A 16,519-nucleotide genomic window follows, 5' to 3' on the forward strand; every position below is an offset into this window, starting at 1 on the left:
GGCCGGCAGTTCCGGCCGGTTAAAGGGTTACAGGCCAATCGCCTTACGGTGTTCCGCCAGACGATCGACGCCGTCGACTTTCAGCACCATGTTGATGATGTCGATTTCGACGATCTCTTTGCCATCGATGGTCAGCTGGTAGTAAGCGCACTCGGTGGACATTTTGGTGGTGCCGCTCTCGCCCTGCTTGTTTTCACCGCCATCAAACTCTTTGTGACGGCCGCGCATCACGATCTCGACGGCGGAGATTTCGCCGGTGTCGTCGCGCTGGAAAGAGCCGGTAAAGCGCAGAGGCACGCTGTCCGCGCCCGGAGAGGCATACTGCGCCCACAGCGCCACGTCCGGCAGACCGCCAATGGTCCACTCCAGCGCCAGGGCATCATCGTCCAGGCCGAGGTCGATAGAGACCGAGCCAGGCATACCGCCGCCGCGATACTTCTCCAGCTTGCGGGTGAGCTTCGGTAAGGTGACAGACTCAACAACGCCCATATAGCTCAGGCCATCGTTGAACATATTCAGGTATTTAAGTTTGCGTGGTAACGCCATGCTTCAGCTCCTTAGCTATTAACCGAATCTGACAGATCTGCCAGATAGGTATCGGTGATGCGCTGGCGCAGGGTCAGGTTTTCCAGCGGCGGGACAGGGGTGTAGTCGTAATCGATATACAGTTTCCCCGCTTTCAGGGTGGATGCATCGTTCGATTCAGGGTCATACCAGCAGGTGCCGTCGACGATATAGCCGTTGGTTTTCAGCTCGCGGAACTTGGCGTTAATACCGGAAACGATGTCGCGGATAAGCGTTGGGGTGATAGGTTTATCCATCGCCCACGCATGCGCTTCTGCCATGGTATCGGCCAGCACCTGTGCGGTACGGGTGTAGTTTTCAAAGACGAATAACGGGTCGTCTGAGCAGGTACGGTTACCCCAGAATTTGAAGCCGTCGTTGCGAATCAGCGTGGTGACGCCAGCCTGGTTAAGCAGGTTCGCATCGGTGGCCTGCTCCTGAAGATCCCATGAGACAGAGGCGCTTACTCCAGTGACGCCGTTGACGCCAACGTTTGACAGGGTTTTATGCCAGCCCATGGTCTGGTCGATTTTGGCGCGCAGGCCAAGCGCACGGGCGGTAGCCCAGGCCGTTGTCGTTGCGTTCGTGGTGGTATCCCATGCCAGAAAATCAGGGTGGATAACCATCAGCTCGCGCTGGCTGAAGTTTTTGCGGTAGTTGATTGCCTCAGGAATCGTTTTACAGCCCCATGCGCTGACGTAGCCAAACGCGCGCAGACTCTGGCACGTCGCTGCCAGCGCGGTCGCCACTTCCAGCGAATCCAGCCCCGGCACGCCGAGAATGCGCGGCTTCACGCCGGTTACCGTTTTCGCGGTCAGAAGCGCCTTCAGGCCGGTGTATTTGCCGTTTTCGTCGGTGGTACCGATGATGTTAGAGAGAGTCCCTTTCTGTGCCGCCTCCGGATCTTCCGGGTCGTCGATACCTTCGGCAACGCGCACAACCACGACTACCGGTTTGCACTGGTCAGCGATCGCCTGCAGAGAAGCAGACAGCGTTCCCGCCTTGCCGGCTTTCGCAATCGCGTTTTGCACGTTGGTAATGAGCACAGGCTCGTTTAGCGGAAATGTCTTGTCGTCAGCATCGCTGGCCGTACAGACCATGCCGATGATTGCCGTCGAGACGGTGGAAATGGTGCGCGTGCCATCGTTGATTTCGATGACTTCCACGCCGTGGTGATAGTCGCCCATCCGGTTAACTCCTTCGTTTAGTGGTGAGGCTATTGTCTGTGGAGTGCGTGATTGATGCGACGTATTGGGGTTGGGGAAAGGATTACACAACAAACGAAAAACCCTCCGCGAGGAGGGCTTGGGTTATTGCGGTTTTTCAGGCCATTGAATGTCTGGCGCTTTGCTGAGATCCAGTCTGTTTAACATTACGCGATAACGCTTCCAGCAGGTGAGCATTTCCTTCTCATCCGCAGAGGCAATTCCAAGCTCATCAGCATCCTGTAATGGTGTGATTCTGGTGTTAGCCTCTTTGAATAGTTCTGCTCGAATTCTCTCTTTCTGCGCCATTAATTCTTCTGGGGATGGCTTAGGAGGCTCGGAAAGTTGTGGTTGACCTGATGCGTCAGGAGTAATAACCCTCCCTTCTTCCTGTCCCTTAAGTAAGTTCTGATACAGTGTTTCATTGATTTCGATGGCATCCTCTGGCCAACTACCCGCGGACTTGTAAACTTCCCGCATTGAACCCGCATAAAAAGCGTTACTTTCAATACTATAAAAATAAATATCGCTCATATCAATATCCTACAGCAAGCCATGAATAGGTTGGATTCGAGGCATCACCCCAAACAGTTAAATAGGTTTTCGATGCCATGCCAGAAAAAGCCTTTTTACCGTTCCCGCGATCCGTTATCTGCGTTGAGAGGCACGCATTAGGAAACGCAATGGGTAACGAGAATGCAATATTGAGAGACGAACCTGATCCCCACTGAATAATCAATCCTGTATTTGTATCTTTAAACCAGCCATTAGCTGATTTAGAGGCGGCATTTATTTTCTGGAAACGTCCATCGCTTTCTGCCTTGGTATAAGCCTGACCAGCGGGGGTGTAATTTCCTTTTAGCTGATACCTTTCATCTGCAGACGTTTTGGTATAGTAACGTCCGTCGAAATTCGAATAATTGCCAGGAATAACCTGGCCTTTCATTTCGAGCTGACCGATACGGGTGTTAATATACCCCGTCACCCCTTCGCTATCCGGCAGCGTGCAGTAAAATCCGATGCCATACCATGATTTGAGTAGAAGGTTGTTACTGGTAAAACCTGCCGAGTCATTACCACCGTAAATACCGGTTGAACTTCGGACGTTAAAACCGGCCTGGAATGAAACTTCTTTTTTAAAGGTTCCACCATTACTCGCAGAAACAGCATCCACATCTGACGCAGTGGGTTTATTTGCAGTGTTAAAGACCTGTGTCCATGAAGCAGATTTTAAGGCGGTATTAACCAGACCGGTGTAGTTCTGGTCACGTGAAATAAGCGTAACCCAATACTGACCTGTATAAACCATGGTCGCAAATACTGCGAAGCGTGTATTTCCCGAGTTTTCAGGCATCCCGGAAGTAGGCACTGACGTACCTGTACCCATCGCTGCATATACATTGCTTGATGTGATATCAAAAATACTATTTAAAAGACTGCCTGAGTTTGGAAATGCCCCAACCTGCTCAGGCGTGGGCGGATGCTCAGTATCAAAAACTTGTAACCAGTTTCCCCACGCGGCATTAACTTTTGAACGGTGATACATTGCAGCATTGACCACACCGGCACGGTAGCCGATTTGCTGGCCTGCATTAGCGTCATACTGAAATTGATGGATGTTTGCAGGTACGCCCGCTACCGGGCCATGTAAACCCTGCGCATTCATGCGGAAATAACAGTTATAGTTTGGCTGATTCGCATCAGTAAAACTCACGCCCGACACCGCCCCCAATCCCATCCAGCCCACTGGAACCAGACGTTTAGGCATGGTATCGGTGTCTGATGTTGCTGCATCAGAAGCGGCTGCAGTACCAAGCGTTTTTTTAACCGCATTTAGGTCATCGTTAACCACTTTCACCGCCTTCGGCGTCGCCGCCAGCACCTCAGACACACTGTCAGTCGCGCTGCTAAGCTGGACAATCCCCTTTTGCGCCGTGGTGGCGTCCTGAGCCGCGTATTTCCCTTTCGCCAGATCGTACGCTGCCTTTACCGCTTTAGGCGTTGCAGCGAGCACCTCAGATGCACTGTCAATGGCGCTGCTGAGCTGCGTAAAGCCCTTGGCAGCAAGAGTCGCATCCGGATGGCGGCGCGACTGCTCATGCTCCGTCAGCTTCTCGTCAACATAATCCTGCGTCGCCATAACCGTTGAGGTGTCAATCGTCAGCTCGACGGATGCGATATCGCTGACCATGATGACCATTCGCAATGTCTGCGCGCGACCCGAGCCCTCCGCCAGCGTGGGTTTATAGCTTTCAGCCATATTCCCGACCGCAATCAGCGTTCCGGCATCGTCATACAGCCCCATCTCGCGCATCCAGAAACCGCCAACCTCTGGAGGGATCAGCAGCTCCGCCACGACATAGTTTTTATTCTTTTTGTCCTGGCTGATTTTATTCAGCGCATGGCGCCAGACTTCATTGATGAGTTTCGTCTGGTTTGCGTTTGGCGTTGGCAACGTGCCGCCACCGTCGCCAACCGCCATCGCCGTAAAATTGACTTTCTTACCGTTCGGGACGGTTGCTGCAGCCAGTTTTTCGGCACCGGCTTTGGTGATAACCGTTTTATATTTCACTGTCATTGTGCTCTCACTTATCCGGGATAAACCGTGATGATGTCGCCGTCATAGCTCAGGGCGCCGGTATAGAGATAACCCGGTATGTCCTGGATGATATTCAGGCCAATAAGGTGGCGGCTGGCAGGCTTCGCATCGGCGATAAGCCTCTCCATTTCGTAATACATTTCCTCGGTGATGCCCGTGTCTAACACGCCGATATCAAGGCGGAAGGTGCCGGGCGGATCGTTGGTTTGCCACCACTCGGTAACGTTAATCAGATAGCCAAGCGGCTCCACCACGCGACGCACGGCGCCAATCGTTCCCTTGTGGGCATGAATAAACCACGCGGCGCGGATCACCTCCCGCTTGGTGGCCTCCGGCCAGTTCTCATCCCAGCGGTCAACCGAAAACGCCCACGCCAGCCAGGGCAGCAGATTCGCCGGGCAGGTATCCGCATTCCAGAGTTGGCGCAGCGGAACAGGCGTGTTTTCGATGTCCGCACAGGCCCGCGCCGCGGCGACCTCAAGCGCCGATGAGCCAACCGGTAAAAGGCGGGTATTACTCATCGTTTCCCCCCACGGTTACGCTGTAGTTGCTGCACCATGAGGCCTGAGTTTCATCAAGCACGATGTCCGCCGCGGGGGCCGTCAGCTCCACCCGCTGCACCCCTTCCACGTGAAGTGCGGCGTAAATGGCTGACTTGCGGATATCGCGTCCAAGCCGATGCTGGGCCGTGATGTAGGCCTGTAGCCGGGCCCTTGCCGCGCTAAGCACGGGTTCACTTTCAGGGCCGGGGAAGAGAAATAGCGAGGCGGCAATGCTGTAGTCGACAATCCTGGCCGACTGGACGGTCACGCGGTCGGCGACGGGCCTGACGTCCTCATCGTTCAGCGCATTGCGAACAACGGCGAGCAGTTCCTCAGACGCCACGCCGTTATTCTCCCGGGAGAGCACGGAGACCGTGACGTTCGCCGGCTGTGGGCTGATCACAGAAATATCCGCTACCCGGCCATCCGCGCTGCGGCCATGGAACTGATACGCCCCTGTTGAGCCGGCCACGCTCAGCCCTTCCGGCGCCTGCTGAATGCGCAGACGAAAATCGGTATCGGACTCCATCACGGCAGGCGTGGGCGGGAACGTAGTGTCGTCGGCAGGGGTAATCACCAGACGCTCAAGATTAGCGTTTGCCCCAATCTGGTCCAGATCGCTGCCTGCGGCATAGGCCAGCATGACCGCACGGGCGGCCTCGTTAACGCGCTGGCGCCAGATAACTTCCCGGTAGGCGTTCTCCTGCAGGAGCTTCACAATCGGCTCCGACTCCAGCGTCAGCGTCCGTGCAATCGCCTCTCGCTCCTCTTCCGGATAGAGCGAGACAAAGGTGGCCTTTCGTTCTGCCAACAGCGTTTCATAATCCACCTCCTCCACGACATCAGGCGCGGCGAGTTGGCTCAGATCAACAATAGCCATAGCGTTTAACTCAGTGAAATGGTGATAGAAAAGGATTGTCCGGAGGTCGGGCGCGTGCCGGTGATATCGACATACAACGTCCCGTCGTTCTCCGAACGCTCGAAGGTGATGGCCGTCAGGCTTATCCGCGGCTCCCATTTCTGGATGGCGGAATAACAGGCGGCCATGATTTGCAGGCGCAGCGCCGGACTCTGCGGCCTGTCGATCATCGCCGCCAGCAGCGAGCCGTAATCCCGGCGCATGACTCGCGAGCCAATCGGCGTGACCAGAATGTCGCGCACGCTTTGCCGGATGTGGTCAGCCTCTGTAATGCTAAGCCCGGTCTGCCTGTTCATTCCCCTGTAACGCACCGTCATTGTGTCCCCTTAGTCCAGCTTCCGCCGCTTTGCACGCCGCCGTGCGCATGGTTGTCCACCTGCACCCCGTTGGAGGTGAATTTGCCGCCGGAATGCTCGATATTTCCGGCCATCACACCGCCCTTCTGCACTTCAAGAGAGGCGGTAATTAACTTGTTAGTGCACACCACTTCAGGCGTATCCAGCGTGATGCGTGACGTTGACGTCACCCGCACCTCCGGCACGGTGGCGGTCAGCGATTCAGAGGCGGTAACGTCGGCCGTTTTAATGCCTGAAACCGTCAGCGCCCCGCGCCCGGGTTCGTACTCGATGACCGCGCCGTCCGGAAACGAGACGTGGAGCGCGTCAGCCGACCCGGACGGCGCCGGATGATCGTCCGAGAAAATGCCGGGCAGCACGAAGGCGGTATCAAGCTCCCCGCCGATGGCCAGCAGCAGCACCTGCTCGCCCTCGGAAGGGGCCCACCACACGCGCGAACGTCCCGCGCGGCAGGTTAGCCAGTTCAGCCAGGTGGTTTTCATCCCGCCGGTCTGGACGCGACAAAGCCCTCTGTTGAGGTCAACATCGGTCACAACACCGATACGAATCAGATTGCGGATCGCGCGAGCGATGCCGTTCATGGAAGTTAATGTATTCATGAGAAGAGAATGCCGTTCAGGGCGAACGGCAGCAACGAGACGGGGTTTTCTGCGGGATGAAACAACAAGCTCTCCAGACAGCAGGCCGCAGGCGGCCTTCAGCGCGGGGAAGTTAGTCCTCCCACCGGCTGACGAGCTCGCCGTTAATGTACAACTCTTTCGGACGCGTGACGGGCTCCGGCAGCGGCGGTTCGGGGGAGTACGTCGCGTGCAGAGCGCTCTGCTCCTGGGACACGAGAATGCGCTCGGTCACCTGCACGCTGATGCTGATGTCCATCGTATCGTCATCGTTCAGGACGATCGCGAAGGTGTATCCGTTTTTGTGTCCTTCATCGAGGGTAAATATGTCCGGCTGGTTTTCCCGAAGCCAGGCCAGCACCGGGACGAAAAACCCCTCGCTGTCGCCGGTGAAACCGCTGACCTTCGCGTTTAGCGCATAGCGCTTTTCATAGGAGAGCGAGGAGGCCAGGCGGGCGTCAATATTGCCGCTGCCGACCGACATCTGCAGGCGCTCCGGGTGAGCATTCAGCTGGGGGATCGCGTCAATTAATGCCTGACGCAGGCTCTTGAGTTTGTGCATCGAGTTTATCCTGACAGTCTTTAATGGTTTCCACCTGCAGCGCGCAGGCGATAAGGGCGTACTCAAGCCTGCGAATATCTGCGCTGAGATCGCCGTTAGTGGCGGGTTCGCTTCCCGGCATCGGGCAGCGGCTCACCTTCGGGCAGGCGTTGTAAACAATGTGCTGCGGAGGCGCAGGCGGTGCGGGTGTGCAGCCTGCGGACAGCATCAGGCAGCTGAGCGGTATACCAGCGGCGTAACGCTTCATTTTCATTGAGCAATCTCCCGATAGTCGCTTCCCGTTTCGCCTGCTCCTCACCCGCAGCGAGCAGCGCCTCACGGAGCCTCACCTGTGCGTTTTCGTTGGATCTGGCCATCCGCTGTGCCAGGGAAAGCTGTTGATTAAGCGCGGCGAGAGCGTTTTTTTGCTCACTGGCGACCCGGTTAGCGGTGGCCAAGGAGCGGGACAAGGTCTGATTGTCATGACGAAGCCACAGCGTGACGGCCAGCAGCCCGGCCAATATCAGCATGAGGACCCTCACGGCAGCCCCTTCATGCACCAGGCCTTCTCGCGAACGCGGCGGTTTTCCAGCCCGGTATTTTTGACGCCGTTGACGTACACCCAGCGGGTAAGCTCGCCGCATGCCTGCGGCCACTGTTTACGCTTAATAAACGACACCAGGGTCGAACGGCAGGCGGCGCCCGTGCCGACATTAAAGGTAAAACTCACCAGCGCGTCGTAGACCCGGGGCGGCATCTCCACCGGCGCGCACGCCGCCAGCCGCCGCTCAACGTTGAGCACGTCAGCGACCAGGTTTACCGCGGCCTCACGCTCGGTAATGTCCCGCGTCGGCACGACGTTTGCCGTGTGGCCAATGCCTGACGTCCAGACCCCGGCGCTGCACCGGTAAGGCGAGAGGCGACATCCTTCGAGATCGGCAATCAACGCCAGCCCCTCCGGGGACGTTTTCAGCAGCCGAAAGTCAGGCATCAGCACCGCCAGGGCCAGCACGCCGGCGACGCTGCAACGCTTAATTATTGAGTTCACGAATGCTCTTCTTGTCGAGGCCCAGAGACTGGAGATAGCGCCAGGTTTTTCGCTTAAACCAGTAATTCGTCAGCGCGGTAAAAATGGCGCAAAGGCTCCCTACGTACAGCGCGACTTTTTCAGGAGACATCGCCCCGAACCAGGCCAGCGCCACGGCCAGCCAGTAGGCGATAAACGTGGTGATCTTCTCCAGGCTCAGTCCCATAGGTTTACGGATTCTTTTGTGGGGGCGCTATCCACCTCCGGCATCTCTACCGGCGTGCCGTGAGGCAAGATAACGCCTAACTCCGCGAGGCCAGAATTGGCCTTCAGAACGGCTTCAACGACGCCAGCCGTGCGCCCATAAAAGCGAGCGCAAACGGCATCAAGCGTGTCCCCCTGCATTGCATAGATTTTCATCAGACGCTCCCAACATCCGGTTTTCCAGGTACCGTAGAGTTTCCCGGGCCGGCGGTCTTTTCGCTATCGCTGAGAGATGGGCAAACGCGGACACAACAGACCGTCCGCGAGCAGCGACGCGTGGTTCAACGGAAGCGCAAAATCTGAATGAGGGCGTGGGGTCGGGTAATGAGCCGGGGCTAGCGCCAGCTCTCGTCTTCCCAGACTTCCCGGAGAATAGCGTCCAGCGCCTCGCGATCGGCCTCTCTTTCAAGCCCCTGGAGCTCGACTCCCGTCACCGAGCCTAACTTCACGTTTACCCGGGATGACGGAAACAGGGACCGTATTCTGCGGGTCAGTTCGCACTGGAAGGCCTCGACGACGGCATGGCCAATCTGCCGATCTTTATCGAGGGTAATGTTCACCCGAACGTTACCCTCTTTTTTAATGCGTTCCGGAACAGGCGATGCCGAGAAAACAACGGTAAACGCGTTGTTCTTGATTAAATTTCCCCGCGCAATCTCAGCAATCAAATTCAGGGCAATTTCACGATCTCTTTCCTGACACGTTCCTTCTGTCGTGAGTCGCGCAATCATCTCGACGCGTTCAATCATGACCTGCTCGTTCAACTCTCTGTCCACACAACCTCCACCACGAGATACTGTATAAACATACAGTATCACGTATTCATAAAAAGAGTGAAGCGAAAAATCAGAACCCTTCACGGTATGTACATGATATCGATGGAGATTAGCGTACCCGCCGGGTGAGCAGTTCCGTTAAATGCCCAATACGTTCAAGGATTTTTCGCGCCTTTTCCTGATAAGAACGCGCCGCCGGAAAGAGCGATCCATCAGCTGCGCCTCTGCACCATCTGTCGTTAAAGCGGCTGACGCCGCCCGCCATAAGATGCAGGGCCTCTCCCCGGCTGATGGCGATTCCGGTGGCGAGCCGGATCTCGTCAATCACCCTCTCCGGAACCCCGTTCTGCGGATCCCGCTCGTAGACAAAGGGCGCCGCTGCGCCGGGCCGGATGCGTTTGATGCGCTCGGTTAACGCCCGTCTCGCACGCCGGTTAAGGGGTTGAGAGAGATCGCTCACCGTACAGTTATTGACAGAACTCCGAGGAGGCACAGGTGCATCCTTAGGATCCACGGCCCGCTTCGGCACAATTTTCCACTCGGTGAGTCGGGTTAAAATTGGGCTGCCCGCGCCGACGGCTGAATCGTACACGCCGCGGATACGGACGGTTTCCTCGCCGTACTGGTTGAACCCGGCGCGCGGGGCATACAGCGTGCGCACCTGTAAATCATCGCGACGCACAAACGGCCCGCCCTGCGCGGTGACGTAACCCGCCCAGTCCCCGGCATCGGCAGCGTCATGGACGGCGGCAAACTCGACGCTCAGCCCTCGCGCGGCCTCGGTATCCGCCAGACGGCGCAGCTCGCGGTAGACCGTTACCGGCGCCCCGCCGATAAACTGAAACTGGCGAATGTGCCAGCGCCCCGCCCAGGCCGACACGGCGGACGCCGTCTCCTTCAGCAGCCCGCCGCTTTCGCTATCGGCCTCGCCATCCAGCGCATAGCCGTCGATATTCTTCGAGATGTATTTGGCGATATAGCCGGTAGCGCTGCCTTTCTGCGGATCGATGGCGTCTGCGTGAAAGCGCGCCTGTCTGGCGCTTTCGCTCTGAAGCTCGGCGGCATCCTCCCCCCGCGCGTAGTCCCCTATAATCCGGCGAACGCATTCGACCTCTTCCGGCCGCATAAACATCAGCATGTGCCAGTGGGGCGTACCGTCGTGATGGGGTTCCGCAACGCGGATACCAAAAATACGGCGCCCCTCCCGGTGCAGCTTTGCGCGGATGCGCGCCCACAGCCGGGTAAAGTAGCTTTGCGTCTCCGCCGGGCTGGCACCGTTCCACTTCGCGTTGGGGTAGCCCGATTTCACGGTCGCGTGATACCGCGCGGGGGCGGTTAAGGTATAGAACTCGCCCACATAGCCCAGCGCCTGGCAGATATTTTCAAACCCGCGAATGCGGGTCATCAGTTCACAGCGACGTATGGCCGGGTTGGCCACCGAGGTATCGTATTTTTCAATCAGGCTGATGCGGTTGCCCTCTTCATCTTCCAGCTCCATGCCCTTGAGAAATTCGCGGGTGCGGCGCTTCTGCTCGCGCCACTCGGTCACACAGCGCTTGCTCGCATACGCCGTTCTCTTTTTGCTGACGTTGCCGAGGGCAATCTGCAAATGCTCGCGCCAGGCAGCCGCGATCCGGCGCAGGCGCCCGCGCCACCACGCCTCGGAAAACAGGCGGATCACCGCCGCGGCAACATCATCTTTGTTAAAAAACGTCTTCGACACCCGCTCCCAGTGCGGAGGCGACACGTTGAACTGACGGGCGATCAGCCCGGCGCGCTGATACCAGACGAACAGCGTCTGGTATTCACCCATGTCAGCATCGTTAATATTCGCCAGCTCGCCGCGAATAAAGCTGGCGATATCGGCGGCCAGCAGGTCGATATCCGCGCGGGACATATCCGGAAGTCGGTTATAGCGGGCAACCAGCTCGACCATGCGCGAGGCAAGGTATTGCAGAAGCCGGGTGTCGAAATGGCCGTCAAACACGGCCCGGGAGACCGCGCTGTGCAGGCCCGCGCAGGCATAGCGTTCAGAGACCTGCCGCAGGCGGGGCAGCATCCTGTTGCAGAAGCGGATCAAAAAGGCATTGGCCTGCGGGCTGCCCCGACGCTGTTCTAGGGCGTCGACCGTGCGCCAGACGTCAACGCGCACGCAGTCAGGCTGCTGTGAGAGGGCAATTCTTGCCTGCTGCAGCGCCGCGAAAAGGCGATCGCGGCGCTGCAGTTGGGCATGAGTAAGGTAGGGGCTGGCAATGGCCGACCGCGGAGCGTTCCACGGATAAGCAAATGACGTAGCCAACTCATCCTCCCCGGACGTGTTTATTTTTCATCTCCGCGATCTCCTGGCAGGTGACGCACAGGGCCACGCCGGGCACCGCCATGCGGCGCGCCTCAGGTATCGGGGCCTCGCAGTCCTCGCAGAGGAAACGCGAAGGCGATGCGGGCCGTCTGCGGGCGTGATTTATGTGCCGCTCTCTGTCTTCCTGCTCGCGCGCCTGCGCAAGATCGATAAAATCAGCCATCAGTGCAGCTCCTGTGATTCGCGCTCGTAGCGGGCCGCCTCGAGGCACAGCAGTTCGGCAACGTCTTCCCCGCTCATGCCGGTTTTGAAGATATGGCTCGCCAGCGCCTCCAGGCGCAGGGAGACCGCGCGGGCTCGTGCGCATCGTTCCTCTGTTTTTGCCTCCCTCAGCAGGCGTTTCAGTTCTTCACTTCCAATCGGATAAGGGCGGTTTTCACTGTTTCGCATCACGCGTTCTCCTTAATTTCAGGCAATAGAATGCCCGGCGGGTTTACGCCATTCGTTTTTTGGTTGGGTTACACCGGCATGGTCAGCCGTTCAGGAAATAGACTCACAACAGCACGAAAATGGTTCATGGCGGTAATCAGCGCCCTTTTCTCCTCGGTCGTCAGTTCGCTGATATCGCACTCGTGACGGGCGACGGGCAATCTCGCCAGGAAAAAGATGGCGGCCAGCGCCCTGCTGTTCTCCTCAAAACAGGGATCGCGCTTATCGCGCAGCTCGGCCATAAACCGCGCCAGCTCTTTTCCGCTATCGCTCCCGTATCGGGCGCGCAGTTCAGCGACGTGGTTAAGCCCGCTAAGACGAGCCCCCACGCTAAGTGGAACCCTTGCACGGGCAGCTTCTATCGCCATATCTCCCCTCGCGTAAATCCACGCACGCTAATGCGCTGATAACGGGCACAGCACGGCTTTTTCCGCCGTTTGAGGATTGCGATTTCAGAAGCCATGCTGCATGATTCCCATTTTGATACTGTCTGCAATCATTAGCCTCTGTTTGCCAACGTCTGCCGCTGATTGCCCGAATTTGTAATGATATTAATACCCAAACGAGTATTAGTAAACACTCAAAGGAACATATTTTGATTTTAGATTCTCAAGTGAATAATGAAGAGTTACTCGATAGAATCTGTCAGGTATATGGTTTCACGCAGAAAATCCAGCTGGCCCGGCACTTTAATATCGCCGCCAGCTCGCTTCAGAACCGCTACGCGCGCGGTACCATCTCTTACGACTTTGCGGTTCAATGCGCGCTGGACACCGGCGCCAGCCTTCGCTGGCTGATGACCGGACAAGGCGCGCAGTTTGAAGGTAACCCCGCGCCGGGCGATCCCGTTTCGGTTTCCGCATTCACCCTAAGTGATGGGAGACTGGAAGAAAATACTATTTTGAGTATCGATTCTGCTGTCTTTAGCAAACCGCTGGCGCGCGGCATCGCCGTCCGGGCGGAGGGCAAGCTGCACTTTATTGAGAAAGAGGCGTCGTTAACCGACGGTCTGTGGCTGGTTGAGATTGAAGGCACCACCAGCATCCGCGACTTAACGCTGCTGCCGGGTAAAAAGCTCCACGTGGCGGGGGGCAAGGTTCCCTTTGAATGCGGTATCGACGAGATCAAAACGGTGGGTCGCGTGGTGGGGATTTACAGCGAGGTGAACTGATGGCGTGCGGGTAATCAAAACCGCATGCTCGCAATAAAAAAGCCAACCCCGCACTCCTGCGGCGTTGGCCCTGTTTTTAAGGCAGTGACGCTTACAACAGGTTAAAAGACATAACGCATGCCAAGGGTAAATTCATTAGAGACGATGTGTGCTTTCATTTGTTCGTCTTTTAAACCACGCGCGTTAGTGAAGTTGTTATATCCGCTTTCGATCTTGCCCATATCGATATAACGGTAGCCCAGATCGACATACAGGCGTTCAGCTGGCGTGTAACTCACACCGCCGCCTAAGGCGCAGGTCAGGTTGTTTTGCGTGGTCGAAGCATATTCACGGCCCGAGTTACCCTGCCAGCCGCCGGCTTTAATCTTGCTTACGCCAAGGCCTGCCGTTCCGTACAGGGAAACGCCATAACCCAGCTCATAGTCACGATAAACATTGACCATCAGGCGCTCGTTTTCTGTTTTCAGGTGGTTATAACTATTAGCGAATGTGCTGGAGCCGCTGGTATATTCGGCCTTCTGCTTAAAGGTATACTCACCCTCGGTACGCCAGCCGTTACCAAACTGGTAGCCCCCTGCAATCGCCGCGCCGCCGAAGTGCTCCTTCTCTTTACCACCCACAAACTGCCCGACACCCGGGCGCGCGCTGGTATCCATCTCTTTCGCACGCTGTTCAACCTGCAGATATTTTGCCGAACCGTAATACCCTTCCTCGGTATTTGCTGCCAGAACAGTGGCCGGAATCATTGCGATCGGCAGGGCGGCTAAAATAGCTTTCATATTCATCTCCACTCCGTTGAAAAAATATTCCGCACGTCGAACAGTCGTCCGCCGTTGGCAGGAAAAAGTCAGTGAGACGAAGCATAAGCAGTCCCGAAGGGGCAAACTATTCGGATGAATACGCGTTTAACCTGGTAATTTTACGTAGGAATTGGTTGTGGAAGCACATTGCCGAGCACCCTGAGCGCAGGGAAGTGGCCTTTAATACCCGGCCTGTCGGCATTTTGAGGATGGGGAATGATGGGATAATTCAGCATTACAGTCTCAACAAATACATGACAACCACCTAATGTGCATTATTCATAATGACTTAAAGAAATACGCGAAGGCTTAAAAAACCTGATATATCCAGGTAGTATTCTATGCAAAAAAACTAAACCTGCCCCGTAATGAAAAAAGTTCTGGACACCTCAGTGACAAAATCGAAATCACTTGTCGCGTCATGAGAGCGACTCCAGGAAACAGGCAAAACAGGGCTCACTCCTCTCGAAAAACAGGCTTTTTGAATACTGTTTATTTTTGTTTCATCGTCCTCGTACTCAATTAATGAGAGCAAGAAATGCATACCATCTGAATGTATGCTGAGCGTTTTATGATTATCAACATCTTCAATATTTATGCTTCCAGTATGAGTTCTGAGCTTATGAAGCGCATCGCAGACGTCCGCCCACAAAGGGAAATCCTTTTTACTGAAACCTGTATCTTCGCAAAACAGGAAAAGCTTCATACTCATCGTTTATCCTTTAACAATGTTGTTTTCTCGGTATTTTAACATAGAAGATAAATAAGCAAGAGCAGGATAAAGAAAGATAGGGTGATGTTGCTGGCAAATTACAAATTTTAGGAATTTTATAGCCTGATTTCTGGGGATGATTGCCATCTGCTCGCCGATATCGCTGTCGCGTCAACCTCTTCTCCTTGTCACACATCGGGCTGATGCCTTATAGCCCAGCCAATACTTCACTGGGCTACAAGGCATTTCAATTCATAAAGAAAGGTTAATTCTCCATTCTCTATTAGCGCCTATGATTGCGACTTGATATTAACTCACCATCTAGAACTTACTTTTAATGTTTTCGTATTTTTCAATATAACTATCTGCATTGCCTATACCTCTTCCCTGAACAATTTTCACAGTAGCTGAAATAACGTTTTTTACTTTCTCATCTTTACTCATCTCAATATAGAGCCTTTCTGATACGCCAGACTCTGTCCCGCTTATCATGTTAACCACCGGAATATAAGATGAGGCATCTCTTGAAATATCCGTTTTAGAATAGATAAGCAAAAGGTCACCCTCATCTGTGAAGGTCATGCCATCAGGATTACCTAATAAATTAATAACTTTCGTTTTATCACTACCCTTTTCTAATTCTGTAAACGCCAAACTACGAGCGCTGATATAATCAAGATTATATTTATTCGCATTGTGCAAATCTTTTACAAAGATACCATGATTAATGACAACATTATCAGGACCATAGACAACTGAAAGAACTCTATGTGCGTAAGTGCCGGTCATACCGTTCAAAAACCCTGTATATGAAGCAACCGAAAGCTTACCATCAGGGAATGTTTTCTTTAATGTAGACCGGAATTCATCTTTTTTCCCAATAATACTGGACAAAGAAGAGACTTTTGTTTCTCCGTCTATTACTTTTGAATTAATAAAAGAATCACTGCTTTTCTTGTCAGACAAAAGTTCACTACCGCCGTTGAATGCAGAGCATGAGGTTAGTAGCATTGACACTACAGCAATGCTTAATATTATTTTTTTTGACATATTTAAATATCCTTAATAAATTTTATCCTAAATTTAGAAGGCACCATAATGCCCTCATCCCACAAGGATTCCGAGCAGGTGCTCAGAACCGCTATTACTACTTTTTTCAGTAATACTGATAATCCCTTTGTATTACCCCTTCAGTCTTCAGTTTGGAGAATCTTTTTCTGCCGCTGCTGCCCGCAGCCAAAACCACGCCGCCCGGCAGTTTTGTCCTGGCTGTCACTGATGTAGCCGGACCTCGTCATGCTGCCGAAAGAGAAGCTGCCACCGTGCTGTTCTGTTCTGTTCTGTTCTGTTCTGTTCTGTTCTGCGTCGATTTAAAATCATTGCTGTCATGCTGGCTGCTCATCCACAGGCCGCGTCCGATATCCGCAACTATTTTATCGCCACTCACCTGCGCACTGTTCAGGCTGGCGTCCCGACCGCTTTAGTAAGCGTCGAGGGAAAGATCCCGGCGCAAGAGGCGGGATCTCTATCAGTAAGTAACTACGGGGTATTCCCCGTGCCTGGTCGTAATAACGTAAGACTCAAACCCGTTATTTTCAGGAAAAATGTGTATATATCTTTCGTTATCAAAGGATATGC

General features: G+C 54.7%; 23 protein-coding genes and 1 pseudogene. 1 reads left to right on the top strand and 23 read right to left on the bottom strand.

Going from position 1 to position 16,519, the window contains the following annotated elements:
- Positions 1 to 27 precede the first annotated feature (27 nt).
- The 19 genes from M2433_RS17065 to M2433_RS17155 all read right to left on the bottom strand — a co-directional run bounded on the left by M2433_RS17065 (position 28) and on the right by M2433_RS17155 (position 12,566).
- Positions 28 to 546 carry a phage major tail tube protein gene (locus tag M2433_RS17065; protein WP_047347797.1) on the bottom strand — a complete coding sequence of 173 codons (519 nt, stop codon included), beginning with the start codon at positions 544 to 546 and terminating at the stop codon, positions 28 to 30.
- A gap of 11 nt (positions 547 to 557) precedes the next feature.
- Positions 558 to 1,751, bottom strand: a complete 1,194-nt coding sequence (locus M2433_RS17070) for a phage tail sheath protein (protein ID WP_429055932.1) — start codon at positions 1,749 to 1,751, stop codon at positions 558 to 560.
- A gap of 123 nt (positions 1,752 to 1,874) precedes the next feature.
- Positions 1,875 to 2,303: a tail fiber assembly protein gene (locus tag M2433_RS17075; RefSeq protein WP_429055930.1), complete on the bottom strand. Its 429-nt coding sequence runs from the start codon at positions 2,301 to 2,303 to the stop codon at positions 1,875 to 1,877.
- A 1-nt stretch (position 2,304) separates the two neighbouring features.
- On the bottom strand, positions 2,305 to 4,347 hold the full coding sequence (locus M2433_RS17080; RefSeq protein ID WP_429055929.1) for a phage tail protein: 2,043 nt from the start codon (positions 4,345 to 4,347) through the stop codon (positions 2,305 to 2,307).
- Between the two features lie 11 nt (positions 4,348 to 4,358).
- A complete protein-coding gene (locus M2433_RS17085) occupies positions 4,359 to 4,889 on the bottom strand; it encodes a phage tail protein I (protein ID WP_047347793.1) in 531 nt (176 codons plus the stop codon).
- Entirely contained in the window at positions 4,882 to 5,790 is a 909-nt protein-coding gene (locus M2433_RS17090) for a baseplate assembly protein (RefSeq protein WP_047347792.1), read from the bottom strand. The genes M2433_RS17085 and M2433_RS17090 overlap by 8 nt, the downstream gene beginning before the upstream one ends.
- Positions 5,791 to 5,795: 5 nt before the next feature.
- Positions 5,796 to 6,146, bottom strand: coding sequence for a GPW/gp25 family protein (locus M2433_RS17095; RefSeq protein ID WP_429055927.1), 351 nt, complete (start codon positions 6,144 to 6,146; stop codon positions 5,796 to 5,798).
- Complete coding sequence (locus M2433_RS17100) at positions 6,143 to 6,784, bottom strand: phage baseplate assembly protein V (protein ID WP_429055926.1); 642 nt, start codon at positions 6,782 to 6,784, stop codon at positions 6,143 to 6,145. The genes M2433_RS17095 and M2433_RS17100 overlap by 4 nt, the downstream gene beginning before the upstream one ends.
- Positions 6,785 to 6,896: 112 nt before the next feature.
- Entirely contained in the window at positions 6,897 to 7,364 is a 468-nt protein-coding gene (locus M2433_RS17105) for a phage tail protein (RefSeq protein ID WP_429055924.1), read from the bottom strand.
- Entirely contained in the window at positions 7,327 to 7,572 is a 246-nt protein-coding gene (gene lysC, locus M2433_RS17110; protein WP_230122831.1) for an Rz1-like lysis system protein LysC, read from the bottom strand. The genes M2433_RS17105 and lysC overlap by 38 nt, the downstream gene beginning before the upstream one ends.
- Positions 7,460 to 7,873: an Rz-like lysis system protein LysB gene (lysB, locus tag M2433_RS17115; RefSeq protein ID WP_429055922.1), complete on the bottom strand. Its 414-nt coding sequence runs from the start codon at positions 7,871 to 7,873 to the stop codon at positions 7,460 to 7,462. The genes lysC and lysB overlap by 113 nt, the downstream gene beginning before the upstream one ends.
- Positions 7,874 to 7,881: 8 nt before the next feature.
- Entirely contained in the window at positions 7,882 to 8,391 is a 510-nt protein-coding gene (locus M2433_RS17120; protein ID WP_429055920.1) for a lysozyme, read from the bottom strand.
- Positions 8,375 to 8,596 carry a primosomal protein gene (locus M2433_RS17125; RefSeq protein WP_429055918.1) on the bottom strand — a complete coding sequence of 74 codons (222 nt, stop codon included), beginning with the start codon at positions 8,594 to 8,596 and terminating at the stop codon, positions 8,375 to 8,377. Before M2433_RS17125 ends, M2433_RS17120 begins: the two co-directional genes overlap by 17 nt.
- Positions 8,587 to 8,790, bottom strand: a complete 204-nt coding sequence (locus tag M2433_RS17130; RefSeq protein WP_042715252.1) for a tail protein X — start codon at positions 8,788 to 8,790, stop codon at positions 8,587 to 8,589. The genes M2433_RS17125 and M2433_RS17130 overlap by 10 nt, the downstream gene beginning before the upstream one ends.
- A 179-nt stretch (positions 8,791 to 8,969) precedes the next feature.
- The gene (locus M2433_RS17135; protein ID WP_059310551.1) at positions 8,970 to 9,410 is read right to left on the bottom strand and encodes a DinI-like family protein; all 441 of its coding nucleotides are present in this window, start codon (positions 9,408 to 9,410) and stop codon (positions 8,970 to 8,972) included.
- A gap of 109 nt (positions 9,411 to 9,519) precedes the next feature.
- The gene (locus M2433_RS17140; protein WP_429055915.1) at positions 9,520 to 11,709 is read right to left on the bottom strand and encodes a replication endonuclease; all 2,190 of its coding nucleotides are present in this window, start codon (positions 11,707 to 11,709) and stop codon (positions 9,520 to 9,522) included.
- Position 11,710: 1 nt separating this feature from the next.
- Positions 11,711 to 11,932, bottom strand: a complete 222-nt coding sequence (locus M2433_RS17145) for a TraR/DksA family transcriptional regulator (protein ID WP_047347784.1) — start codon at positions 11,930 to 11,932, stop codon at positions 11,711 to 11,713.
- Positions 11,932 to 12,159, bottom strand: a complete 228-nt coding sequence (locus M2433_RS17150; protein WP_063957154.1) for a DUF2732 family protein — start codon at positions 12,157 to 12,159, stop codon at positions 11,932 to 11,934. Before M2433_RS17150 ends, M2433_RS17145 begins: the two co-directional genes overlap by 1 nt.
- Before the next feature lie 68 nt (positions 12,160 to 12,227).
- The gene (locus M2433_RS17155; RefSeq protein ID WP_059310548.1) at positions 12,228 to 12,566 is read right to left on the bottom strand and encodes a DUF5347 domain-containing protein; all 339 of its coding nucleotides are present in this window, start codon (positions 12,564 to 12,566) and stop codon (positions 12,228 to 12,230) included.
- A 227-nt stretch (positions 12,567 to 12,793) separates the two neighbouring features.
- On the opposite strand from M2433_RS17155, the gene M2433_RS17160 reads away from it, so the two are divergent.
- The gene (locus tag M2433_RS17160; RefSeq protein ID WP_429055912.1) at positions 12,794 to 13,369 is read left to right on the top strand and encodes a phage repressor protein CI; all 576 of its coding nucleotides are present in this window, start codon (positions 12,794 to 12,796) and stop codon (positions 13,367 to 13,369) included.
- A gap of 101 nt (positions 13,370 to 13,470) precedes the next feature.
- Here M2433_RS17160 and M2433_RS17165 read toward each other — a convergent pair whose 3' ends face one another.
- The 4 genes and pseudogenes from M2433_RS17165 to M2433_RS17180 form a co-directional block, all read right to left on the bottom strand.
- Positions 13,471 to 14,154 (bottom strand): outer membrane protein, encoded by a 684-nt coding sequence (locus M2433_RS17165; protein ID WP_429055911.1) that lies wholly within the window; start codon positions 14,152 to 14,154, stop codon positions 13,471 to 13,473.
- 367 nt (positions 14,155 to 14,521) lie between these two features.
- Complete coding sequence (locus M2433_RS17170; protein ID WP_429055910.1) at positions 14,522 to 14,881, bottom strand: DUF6911 family protein; 360 nt, start codon at positions 14,879 to 14,881, stop codon at positions 14,522 to 14,524.
- 321 nt (positions 14,882 to 15,202) lie between these two features.
- Entirely contained in the window at positions 15,203 to 15,931 is a 729-nt protein-coding gene (locus tag M2433_RS17175; RefSeq protein ID WP_429055909.1) for a hypothetical protein, read from the bottom strand.
- Between the two features lie 209 nt (positions 15,932 to 16,140).
- A pseudogene (locus M2433_RS17180) lies at positions 16,141 to 16,361 on the bottom strand (hemagglutinin repeat-containing protein); the annotation flags it as partial.
- Positions 16,362 to 16,519 lie beyond the last annotated feature (158 nt).

Origin of the sequence: Enterobacter sp. AC1 (assembly GCF_050434705.1) — a bacterium.
Classification (GTDB): Bacteria; Pseudomonadota; Gammaproteobacteria; order Enterobacterales; family Enterobacteriaceae; genus Enterobacter; species Enterobacter cloacae_L.

What these genes read in the sequence shown, in the direction of transcription:
- M2433_RS17165 (WP_429055911.1), bottom strand. Translation starts at nt 14,154, where the DNA reads ATGAATATGAAAGCTATTTTAGCCGCCCTGCCGATCGCAATGATTCCG.
- M2433_RS17095 (WP_429055927.1), bottom strand. Translation starts at nt 6,146, where the DNA reads ATGACGGTGCGTTACAGGGGAATGAACAGGCAGACCGGGCTTAGCATT.
- lysC (WP_230122831.1), bottom strand. Translation starts at nt 7,572, where the DNA reads ATGCTGTCCGCAGGCTGCACACCCGCACCGCCTGCGCCTCCGCAGCAC.
- M2433_RS17130 (WP_042715252.1), bottom strand. Translation starts at nt 8,790, where the DNA reads ATGAAAATCTATGCAATGCAGGGGGACACGCTTGATGCCGTTTGCGCT.
- M2433_RS17100 (WP_429055926.1), bottom strand. Translation starts at nt 6,784, where the DNA reads ATGAATACATTAACTTCCATGAACGGCATCGCTCGCGCGATCCGCAAT.
- M2433_RS17175 (WP_429055909.1), bottom strand. Translation starts at nt 15,931, where the DNA reads ATGTCAAAAAAAATAATATTAAGCATTGCTGTAGTGTCAATGCTACTA.
- M2433_RS17150 (WP_063957154.1), bottom strand. Translation starts at nt 12,159, where the DNA reads ATGCGAAACAGTGAAAACCGCCCTTATCCGATTGGAAGTGAAGAACTG.
- M2433_RS17090 (WP_047347792.1), bottom strand. Translation starts at nt 5,790, where the DNA reads ATGGCTATTGTTGATCTGAGCCAACTCGCCGCGCCTGATGTCGTGGAG.
- lysB (WP_429055922.1), bottom strand. Translation starts at nt 7,873, where the DNA reads ATGCTGATATTGGCCGGGCTGCTGGCCGTCACGCTGTGGCTTCGTCAT.
- M2433_RS17080 (WP_429055929.1), bottom strand. Translation starts at nt 4,347, where the DNA reads ATGACAGTGAAATATAAAACGGTTATCACCAAAGCCGGTGCCGAAAAA.
- M2433_RS17065 (WP_047347797.1), bottom strand. Translation starts at nt 546, where the DNA reads ATGGCGTTACCACGCAAACTTAAATACCTGAATATGTTCAACGATGGC.
- M2433_RS17070 (WP_429055932.1), bottom strand. Translation starts at nt 1,751, where the DNA reads ATGGGCGACTATCACCACGGCGTGGAAGTCATCGAAATCAACGATGGC.
- M2433_RS17170 (WP_429055910.1), bottom strand. Translation starts at nt 14,881, where the DNA reads ATGAGTATGAAGCTTTTCCTGTTTTGCGAAGATACAGGTTTCAGTAAA.
- M2433_RS17105 (WP_429055924.1), bottom strand. Translation starts at nt 7,364, where the DNA reads ATGCACAAACTCAAGAGCCTGCGTCAGGCATTAATTGACGCGATCCCC.
- M2433_RS17085 (WP_047347793.1), bottom strand. Translation starts at nt 4,889, where the DNA reads ATGAGTAATACCCGCCTTTTACCGGTTGGCTCATCGGCGCTTGAGGTC.
- M2433_RS17125 (WP_429055918.1), bottom strand. Translation starts at nt 8,596, where the DNA reads ATGGGACTGAGCCTGGAGAAGATCACCACGTTTATCGCCTACTGGCTG.
- M2433_RS17155 (WP_059310548.1), bottom strand. Translation starts at nt 12,566, where the DNA reads ATGGCGATAGAAGCTGCCCGTGCAAGGGTTCCACTTAGCGTGGGGGCT.
- M2433_RS17075 (WP_429055930.1), bottom strand. Translation starts at nt 2,303, where the DNA reads ATGAGCGATATTTATTTTTATAGTATTGAAAGTAACGCTTTTTATGCG.
- M2433_RS17145 (WP_047347784.1), bottom strand. Translation starts at nt 11,932, where the DNA reads ATGGCTGATTTTATCGATCTTGCGCAGGCGCGCGAGCAGGAAGACAGA.